Below are 9,111 nucleotides of genomic sequence, written 5' to 3' on the forward strand. Positions count from 1 at the left end.
GTAGTAATAGGAGAGGTGGTAGGTGGTGAGTTTTCTTCGCGAGGACAAATCTTTTATTCAGCAGGATTTGAGACTAACTCAATGACTTGACTTTGAGGTGTTGTTGCATACTCAGTAGGTATAGGCATATTCCTTATTTCCCAAACCTTTAGTAAAATTAAATACTCGTAGAAAGTTTGCAATATACACCAAGTAAAACCCGGATACCCATCCAAGCAACCACCTAGAACAAAATACATATAGAAGAAACGAATTAAAGGTCTAGCAGGTAAGCGTAAAGATAAGTCTTTAAGCGCACGGCGTCGTTCAACTTCGGTCTTGCCAAAAAGTAAATTTTGCCAATGAACTCTTCCACCCTCCAATTGCTGAACGGTTTCTTTGGCTTCATCCGTGGAATAGCGATTGTGTTTTTCTATCCAACGGCTGAAGCCCTTACTACAGGTGTAATGAGGGTAAGTTTCTTTTAAAAAGCTTGTAGAACCATCACACACTTCGCGTTCTGTGTGACCGTAGTCTATAAACCAGACTTTGCTGTGACGGAAAAGGCGCATTTGATAGCGGGGGTATTGCGTGCTGCGCCGAATCCAACGGTTCATAAACATGACTCGCTCGGCAACATAGTAACCGATGTATTCCTGGCTCTGAATTGCCCGATCGCATTCTGCAAACAATTCTGGTGTCATGCGCTCGTCTGCTTCAAGTATATAAACCCATTCGTGCTTGGGAGGTATATTTTCTAGCATCCAAGTTCGTTGCTGACCGTGGCTTTCAAAAGCATGCTCTACTACACGTACTGGATATCGATTGGCTATTTCTACAGTGCGATCGCTACTGCATGAATCCACAACAATAATATCGTCTGATAACATTGCTGATTCTATACAAGCAGCAATGTCCAGCTCTTCGTTATAAGTCAATATGTAAATTGAAAACATCTCAAATCGTTAGTAATAATAACTAATCTGTGGCAAATTATACTTTTTATCAAATTTGATGGCAATATTTGGCGTTGGGTATGGGGCATTGGGCATTTTAGTATTAGCGATCGCCTCTGCTCCCTTGCTTCCTTACTTCCTCACTCCCCTTTTCCCATAAACAAGGAATTTCTTTGAAACTTCGTATGCAGTGGCAGTATGAAACACCAAAAAAGGCTATTAATTATACTGCCTACCAGGGGTGAATTACCGTGCTGGAACCTTGCGCCCACCACTTTGTGTAGCACCCGTACTTCTGATTCCTGTCCAACCAATGATGATGTAACCAATAGACAACAGCAAACTGCTCATCCCAATTCGCAATCCTGATTTCCATGCCCGTTCTCTGGCTTGTTTCTCAGCTTCTTCCCTACGCTCCCGAATTGTGCTGCGCTGTTGATTTGCTAAAGCTTCAGGATCGCTTTGCTGGGCAATAAATTTATCAAGTTCTTGGGGATTTGCCTTAAACTTCTTAAGCAAATCTTTTTGAGCTTGGGGAATACTGGGGTTTTCAAGTGTTTGTTTGTACCGTTGTTCGTCTTTCAGCAGTTCGGCAAACTGGTTTTTAATTTGCGATTTTTGTTGTTCTACGGCTGCTCTGACTTTATCGTTACTTAATTGAGCTTGCACTTGATTGAGCTGGTTTTGTAGTTGGGTTTCTGCAGCTTGAGCATCCTTATTAATTTGCTCCACCCTAGAGGCACTTGCTTGACGAACATTATTCAGGTGCAAGGGAAAAATCAGCAAAAACATCAAGCCCAAAATGCTTGATATTATGAAGGCTGGAAATCTCAGGTCGATACTGGGACGACTGCCATCATCCATACTGTCAATCCAGTATCCAGCAAAAAGGAAACCCAAACCTACGAGCGGCACAATTCCTCGGTCAACCAGCGCCGTTGCTAAATCGATTTGCCATGCCTTGTTAGTTGGTTGGAACGGAAATAACAGAATCAAAAAGTCCACAAAGAAAGACACTATTAGAATGAGTCCCACAACCTTAGCAGTGCGGGCAGCAGTAACAGCAGCTAAATGAGTATTCATAGTTTTTTGTCTCGTACACAACAGTAAAAGTTTTGTTTCATTCCAAGGTACTGGAATATTGTTCCCATGATGCTACCCGTTGTTTATGATTGGGAGATTATTTTTTTGGATTGGGGCTAGGGGGTAGGAGATAGGGCATTGGGAATGAATTACTCTCCCTTGTCTCCCTTGTCCCCCTTGTCCTCCTTGTCCTCCTTGTCCCCAATCCCCAACCCCCAGTCCTCAATACCTGTGTTGAAGAATACCAGATAAACATTTACACCGTCTGTGACAACAGTAAATAGTCCTTTAGGGGGAAGAAATAAATTTCTCACACAAAGGTAAATCTTCTGGGCGATCGATATCACATAGAACAGGTAAGTAAGCAACTGATAAATTTAGCAAACGGGCAATCTCTATAGTTTGTTCTAAGACTTGAGAAGTTCCCCAGGTGATGTTAGCAAATAAGTCTGGCATGGGACGTTGCAAACCAATCAAGTAATAACCACCATCTTCTGCTGGACCTAGCACAAGGTCTTGATGATGAAGCTGCTTAAAAGCTTTGACAAGAATTCCAGCATTGATGTCAGGACAATCTGTCCCAATGATAATGACTTTTTCTGCTCCTGATTCAAAAGCAGACAGCAGCGATCGCACCAAGCGCTCACCCAAGTCTCCTTCTCCTTGAGGCTGGCAAATTAAGTCAGAGCCGAGCCAATCATGTACGCTCTGCAAATTCCCACCTGCAAATCGCACTTCAAAAGATAAACTAAAGTCTTTTTGCAGTTGTTTTACCTGAGATACCGTGTGTTCTGTCATTTGGCGCTGAAGCTCAGCCGCGCCTTCTGAACCTAAAGCAGCAATCAATCGCGTTTTTGTCTTGCCCGGTTCAGGATAGCGCGTAAATATAACTAGGTGCTGTTTTGCGATTTGTGATATTGGCATTGAAATCAAAGAGTAGGTTATTTGCTAGCAGTCATTTTTGGATTATGAACTTTAAACTTTCAGCGAAAAATTGCGAATTGTGAATTGTTGCCTTCAGTGATGGGAATAACAAGGGTATTTACTAAGTATTTATTCCTACTTTAGGGGGATTTTTGCTGCAACAATTACCCAATTTATACAAAAAATCCTGAAATCTATATAAATTAATGGTTTCATCTATCCACTTCTGGCTGGGACACTTTAGAATGATTCATTGAAAAGTCGAGCCGATGGGAGTTACAGCCCTTTTAGGCATAAATACCCAAAAAGAACGACTTCTGTAAATCTCCGAATAAAGAATTAAGTAGAGATGCATCAGGGAGCATCTGTACACAATCTCAAGTAAACCTTAGGAGTTTGACATGAATAAAGGCGAATTAGTTGATGCAGTTGCAGAAAAAGCTAGTGTGACCAAAAAACAAGCTGATGCAGTTTTAACGGCTGCACTGGAAACCATCATTGAAGCCGTCTCCTCTGGAGATAAGGTGACACTGGTGGGATTTGGCTCTTTTGAGTCACGGGAACGTAAAGCTCGTGAAGGGCGCAACCCCAAAACCAACGAGAAGATGGAAATTCCTGCAACCAAAGTTCCTGCATTTTCAGCTGGAAAACTGTTTAGGGAAAAAGTTGCGCCCCCAAAATCATAGGTTCTCCCAAGCACGAGCCTTTTTTGATGCGGCGACCGAAACACGGGGGAAATTTAGCTTGGGCTGCAGCACTGGCTGATTGTCCCCCAGAGGCAATTCTGGATTTTTCTGCCAGCATTAGCCCTTTGGGACCTCCAAAAAGCGCTCTCGCTGCTATTGTGTCCCAATTGGATAATCTCAGGCATTATCCAGACCCAAATTACTGTGAACTGAGACTTGCTCTCAGTCACTTTCATCAACTATCTCCCGAGTGGATTCTGCCCGGTAACGGCTCGGCAGAGTTGCTCTCTCTTGCAGGCAGAGAATTAGCACAATTAGCCGCAACAGTTTTAATCGCTCCAGCCTTTGGCGACTACTATCGGGCGCTGGCGGCATATGATGCCAAAGTTCTGGAGTTTCCCGTGTCATTAACAGCCACTGAGGAGCAGGAATCACCCCCGTTGAATTCAATGGCGTCCATCAGTCCTTTGTCAGAAATTCTTGACAAAGGACAAAGGACAAATGATTTAGGACTATTGCTCAATAATCCTCACAATCCAACAGGGAAGTTATTTTCGCGCTCGGCAATTTTGCCATATCTGGAGACATTTGCTTTGGTGGTAGTAGATGAAGCTTTTATGGATTTTTTGCCTCCAGATCGGGAACAAAGCTTGATCGATATGGTGCAAGATTATCCAAACTTAGTGATTTTGCGATCGCTGACCAAATTCTACAGTTTGCCAGGATTGCGCCTGGGATACGCGATCGCTCATCCCGACAGATTGCAGCGCTGGCAGTTATGGCGTGACCCTTGGCCTGTAAACACCTTAGCCGCCGCAGCTGCAGTCGCTGCTCTCCAAGATAAGGCGTTTCAGGCAGAAACTTGGGCATGGTTAACACCAACAAGAAACCAGCTTTTCCTTGGTTTAGCCTCTTTGCCAGAATTACGACCTTTGGATGGTGCTGCTAATTTTTTACTCGTTGAGTCACAACAGTCTGTATTGCAGTTGCAGCAAAAATTACTCAAAGAACACCGAATCTTGATTCGGGATTGCCTAAGTTTTCCTGAATTAGGCGATCGCTATTTCCGTGTTGCCGTGCTTTCTTCTTCAGATAACCAGTGCTTGCTAAAAGCTTTATCATTAGTCATTAGTCATTAGTCATTGGTCATTGGTCATTAGTCATTGGTCAGATGATGATTAATGACAAAGGACAAAGGATAAAGGACAAAGGACAAAAACGTGACTAATGACTACGATATTGTGATTATTGGTGGCAGCTTAGCTGGACGCTTGGCTGCTTTATCTGCCACCCAACTCAAGGCTAAAGTTGCTTTGGTAGAACCAACAGTCAATGGTAAGTTATACCGGGCTAATGCCCTTTACGGGTTTGTCTATCACCAAGCTTTTAGTCAAATCAGCAACTTTGCCAAGCAACTTGATGGGGCATTTCTTAAAGGTTTTCACATTTCGTGTGTTGACAACGAACAGAAATGCCAAATTTCTATAGATGCTTCCCAAGCATTACTTTACTCTGATGGCATTATCTCCAAGATTCAACAGCAACATTCACCTGCTATCCTAGCGGCGCAAGGAGTGGATGTAATTGTTGGTGATGGTCAATTTCAACCATCACCAACTCTTGCATTTGTGGTAAACGATCGCCAGCTTCGTGCTCGAACTTATTTACTAGCTACAGGTTCTCGTCCGGAAATACCAGAAATTGAAGGATTGCAAAAAATAGGTTTTCTGACCATACCTGATGTTTGGCAGTCTCTTAGCAGCCCTACACCACCCAAGCAGTGGGCGATCGTTGGTGGTGTTCCCCAAAGTATCGAAATAGCTCAAACTTTAGCGCGTTTGGATTATGATGTGACGCTGATTGTAGCTAGAAAAAATATTCTTCCTGAACTTGACTTTGAGATATCTCAACTCCTTTGCAGCCAGTTAGAAGCAGACGGTGTGCGTATCCTGACACAAGCACCTGTTACTCAAGTTAGACGAATTGAGGATAAAAAATGGCTGCAAGTCGGAGATAAAGCTATTGAAACAGATGAAATCTTAGTCGCAACTGCACAACAGCCAAATATTGAGTCTTTAAATTTGCCTGCAGTTGATGTTAAATGGGAGCGCCATCGCTTATTAGTTAACGATAAATTACAAACCACCAATCGCCGTATTTGGGCTTGTGGTGATGTTATTGGTGGCTATGCAATTGCCAATCTTGCTCGCTATGAGGCAAGAATTGCTGTACAAAATGCACTCTTTTTCTCAAGACAGAAAGTTAATTATCAACAAATTCCTTGGGGTATATTTACTCAGCCTACAGTAGCACAAGTTGGTTTAACTGAAGCACAAGCTAAACGTCAATATAATCTAGATAAAATTATAGTTTTACGACAATATTTTAAATCTATAACATCTGCCCAAATTGAAGATGAAACAACAGGTATATGTAAGTTGATAACTCTGAATCATGGAGCAATTTTAGGCGCTTCCATTTTAGGTGCGAAAGCAATGGAATTTATTCACATTATTGCGTTGGCGATCGCACAAAAAATTACGGTAACTCACTTAGCTCGCATAGCACCTCTGTATCCCAGTTTCTCAGAGATTTTAGAGCAAACAGCCCTCTCTTGGAGTCAGCACAAGCTCAATAGCGATCGTGCCAAGCAAGATTTTCTTGAAAGCTTTTTTCATCTACGGCGAAATTGGAATTTGTGATTGGTTAGTGGTTACCACCTCGTTCCCAGCTTCAGGCTGGGAATGCCTTACGGGAGGCTCCGCCTCCTGTGCTCTACTACAAAGTGCTCTGCGGAGTTTCTAGGAATGCGTTTTGTGGCGGAGTCTGGGAAGGAGAGTCGGGGATTTACCCATCATAGCGAGTGTGGTGGACCACTAGTACTCCGTTAAGCCAAAATTGACCAGTGAAAAAACCACGAAGACGCGAAGAGCGCAAAGTTCAATGTTGGGTTTCGTTCCTCAACCCAACCTACTAACTAACGCCTTAATGAAACATTACCAATTCCTTGGATGATACCGCGAGCAATCAAACCAATACCGCGACCAATTATCTTTGTTAAAATAAATACAACACCGTTTCCTAGAAAAGAAAGTAACGATTGCAAACGAGGTGTTAATGCATCTCGAAATTCTATCGCTAAAGTGACAACTAGAGGAATGCCAGAAAGCTGAGCAAGTTCTTGACTGCGAGGGGCATAAATTGAAATTTTTGCAATACCGCGAGGTGCAAAAATAAAAAGTTCATGGCGGCTTTCAAAAATTGCTTTGGGTTCAGATATGTAAGTGGTTAAACGATATTTCCAAGATAAATTATTTCTAAATTTTTCTATCTCTCGTGTGGAGATAAACTGGCGAGTGTAGAAATTTTGTTTGATAGATTCTACATCTGATAAAGAGTTTAGCAATGGCTGGACTACTCCATTTGCAATTTGAATCAAGAGATTTTCTAGGATATTTTCTGCTTGCTCTTTTGCCTCAGAACTATTGGGGGGATACGAAGTATTCTCTACTTGTAGCTCCGTGGAAAATAATAAATAGGAAATTAATTCCACAAAAAAGGGAATTCTATTAAGAATTTCTCTTTGAACGACAACACCATTCTCTAAAAATAAATTGACCATTTCTAAATTGCGATCGCCAACTCTAATCTTAGAAAACTTCCCAAAAAAATCTATAGTTGATTCTCGCCATATATCCACTAACACAGTCTCTTTTAAGTTATAAATGTCCTGAAGTTCAACATGAGAGGTACGCATTTTATCCAATGTATCTGCAACTTTTTGCAGAATCACATACAGAAGTTCGCGTTTTTTATCTCCACGTAAAATATCAATTTCTAAAAACACATCAGTTAAATTTTGTAAAGAAAGTTGAATTTTTGTAACACAAAGAGCAAATAATTCTGCTTGTAGTGCTCTAGGGGTAAGTAAAACTGGGGGTTTTGAAGTTTTTAAGGAATCTGAATTGGAACGAGAAAAGCGTAAAGGTAAGTCTGTGGGATACTGCGACTCAGTTGCAAAATAATTGCCTTGAGGAACATCACGAGTGAAGGAATCTCGATCGTAGGAGACTCGCGCTTCTACTTGTTCCCTTTCCAATGGAGAAGTGAGTAAGCGATCGAGTAACCAACGGGCGGCTAAAAGTTCTCGCCTTCGTCCCGCCAGAACTGCTTGCTCTAAAAGTGGAAGCCCAGGAACTTTTAATTTTGCGGTAATCTCTGCCAAAGAAGCGTTGATGTAACCATCTCCCGACAAGCGCAGTTTATTCCGCAGGCGAGACATTGGATTTTGGATTTTGGATTTTGGATTTTGGATTGGGGAGTTTGGATTTTGGATTGGGGAGTTTGGATTTTGGATTTTGGAGTTTAGATTTTGGATTGGGGAGTTTGGATTTTGGATTGGGGAGTTTGGATTTTGGATTGGGGATTTTGATTTTGAATTGGGGATTGGATATGTGTACTTCTCCCTAGTCCCCCTAGTCTACCTTGTCTACCCTGTCCCCTTGTCCCCCTTGTCCCCCTGGTCTCCCCACATCCCCGTACCAAGACAAACGCCCTGCTGCTACTTCTTTGATGGCAGTCACTAATTCAGTAACAGGTACACCTTTGGGACAATAACCATTGACTCCCTCCGCCTTTGCTGCTAGAAGTATCTCTTGTTCTTGAGTTGAACTTAAGAGCAACACTGGCAAGTAGGGGTATTGAATTTTCAAATGCCGACAAAGTTGTAAACCTATTTGTTGGCTTGAGATGGAGTAACCGTTGCCCAGTTCTAAAACTACCAGGTTCACACAATTGGGGTCATTGTGTGCAAGTTCTGCTAGGATCTGCAATGCAGTGGTATCTGTTTCGGCTTCGGATATCACCTCAATGTCAGGGATGACTTCCAACGCTACCCTTAGCCCTAAGCGAAAAATAGGGTCTTGGTCAATTAACAGTAGTTTCAAAGGGCGATCGCTCATAGTTGGCTAAAAACAATACTTGTTTGTATTAAGTGACAACAAGTTTTACAAATCAGCTTAATCTCCCTATTGTGACCTTTTTCAGCAACTCAATAAACGATCGATAATTTTTATAGGCGGGCATTCCACATATAAGTAATGAGTTTGAGTCTTCGGCATTGGTTAGCAGAACACGATATCAAAATTCCCCAAATAGGTCAATTTTCATCGGGGCAGATAGCTGGCTTGGCATTCCGTATTTTTCAAGATATGGAACTCAAAAGCTTGAGCATATTTGATGTTTGTCCGTTCGTTGAAGTTTTAGAAATGCCTTTAGAGGCTGTTGTACTGGAAATTTATGTTTTTGCACAACTCACTCAAAACTTAGTCACCGCCTTTAGCCAAAAAAAATCTTTAAAACGTAATGAGGGAACGTGGTTAGCGTTCCAAATTGCTTATCTTCGTGCTTTACACCAAGTTCTCAGCGAGGAAAAAACCCTCCACCGACCTTGGCTGGGGAGGGTGATTGTATGGGATAGGGGG

The 9,111-nt window shown here is 42.1% G+C and carries 7 protein-coding genes and 3 pseudogenes; 5 read left to right on the top strand and 5 right to left on the bottom strand.

From position 1 onward, the window contains the following. Positions 1 to 53: 53 nt before the first annotated feature. The 3 genes from F7734_RS22445 to F7734_RS22460 all read right to left on the bottom strand — a co-directional run bounded on the left by F7734_RS22445 (position 54) and on the right by F7734_RS22460 (position 2,942). A complete protein-coding gene (locus F7734_RS22445; RefSeq protein WP_155746736.1) occupies positions 54 to 935 on the bottom strand; it encodes a glycosyltransferase family 2 protein in 882 nt (293 codons plus the stop codon). 246 nt (positions 936 to 1,181) lie between these two features. Next, positions 1,182 to 2,018: an HpsJ family protein gene (locus F7734_RS22450; RefSeq protein WP_155746737.1), complete on the bottom strand. Its 837-nt coding sequence runs from the start codon at positions 2,016 to 2,018 to the stop codon at positions 1,182 to 1,184. Positions 2,019 to 2,306: 288 nt separating this feature from the next. Continuing rightward, a complete protein-coding gene (locus tag F7734_RS22460) occupies positions 2,307 to 2,942 on the bottom strand; it encodes a TIGR04282 family arsenosugar biosynthesis glycosyltransferase (RefSeq protein WP_155746739.1) in 636 nt (211 codons plus the stop codon). 401 nt (positions 2,943 to 3,343) lie between these two features. Between F7734_RS22460 and F7734_RS22465 the strand changes: the two genes are divergently transcribed. From F7734_RS22465 to F7734_RS22475, 3 genes are all read left to right on the top strand, one after another. Then, complete coding sequence (locus F7734_RS22465; RefSeq protein WP_009457351.1) at positions 3,344 to 3,628, top strand: HU family DNA-binding protein; 285 nt, start codon at positions 3,344 to 3,346, stop codon at positions 3,626 to 3,628. A 26-nt stretch (positions 3,629 to 3,654) separates the two neighbouring features. Then, positions 3,655 to 4,767: a threonine-phosphate decarboxylase CobD gene (cobD, locus tag F7734_RS22470; protein WP_155746740.1), complete on the top strand. Its 1,113-nt coding sequence runs from the start codon at positions 3,655 to 3,657 to the stop codon at positions 4,765 to 4,767. An 81-nt stretch (positions 4,768 to 4,848) separates the two neighbouring features. Next, on the top strand, positions 4,849 to 6,330 hold the full coding sequence (locus tag F7734_RS22475) for an NAD(P)/FAD-dependent oxidoreductase (protein ID WP_166482069.1): 1,482 nt from the start codon (positions 4,849 to 4,851) through the stop codon (positions 6,328 to 6,330). A gap of 275 nt (positions 6,331 to 6,605) precedes the next feature. Here the strand turns inward: F7734_RS22475 and F7734_RS22480 are convergent. Then, positions 6,606 to 7,910 (bottom strand): annotated as a pseudogene (locus F7734_RS22480) (DUF3685 domain-containing protein); the annotation flags it as partial. On the opposite strand from F7734_RS22480, the gene F7734_RS22485 reads away from it, so the two are divergent. Continuing rightward, positions 7,910 to 8,098: a hypothetical protein gene (locus F7734_RS22485; protein ID WP_155746741.1), complete on the top strand. Its 189-nt coding sequence runs from the start codon at positions 7,910 to 7,912 to the stop codon at positions 8,096 to 8,098. The pseudogene F7734_RS22480 and the gene F7734_RS22485 sit on opposite strands and share 1 nt — an antisense overlap. Positions 8,099 to 8,166: 68 nt before the next feature. On the opposite strand, the pseudogene F7734_RS22490 reads toward F7734_RS22485, so the two are convergent. Next, positions 8,167 to 8,589 (bottom strand): annotated as a pseudogene (locus F7734_RS22490) (response regulator transcription factor); the annotation flags it as partial. Between the two features lie 138 nt (positions 8,590 to 8,727). On the opposite strand from F7734_RS22490, the pseudogene F7734_RS22495 reads away from it, so the two are divergent. Continuing rightward, positions 8,728 to 9,111 (top strand): annotated as a pseudogene (locus tag F7734_RS22495) (hypothetical protein); the annotation flags it as partial.

This window comes from Scytonema sp. UIC 10036 (assembly GCF_009725235.1).

Excerpts from the sequence above, each read along its gene's own strand:
- F7734_RS22445 (WP_155746736.1), bottom strand. The coding sequence starts at position 935 with ATGTTTTCAATTTACATATTGACTTATAACGAAGAGCTGGACATTGCT.
- F7734_RS22450 (WP_155746737.1), bottom strand. The coding sequence starts at position 2,018 with ATGAATACTCATTTAGCTGCTGTTACTGCTGCCCGCACTGCTAAGGTT.
- F7734_RS22460 (WP_155746739.1), bottom strand. The coding sequence starts at position 2,942 with ATGCCAATATCACAAATCGCAAAACAGCACCTAGTTATATTTACGCGC.
- F7734_RS22465 (WP_009457351.1), top strand. The coding sequence starts at position 3,344 with ATGAATAAAGGCGAATTAGTTGATGCAGTTGCAGAAAAAGCTAGTGTG.
- cobD (WP_155746740.1), top strand. The coding sequence starts at position 3,655 with ATGCGGCGACCGAAACACGGGGGAAATTTAGCTTGGGCTGCAGCACTG.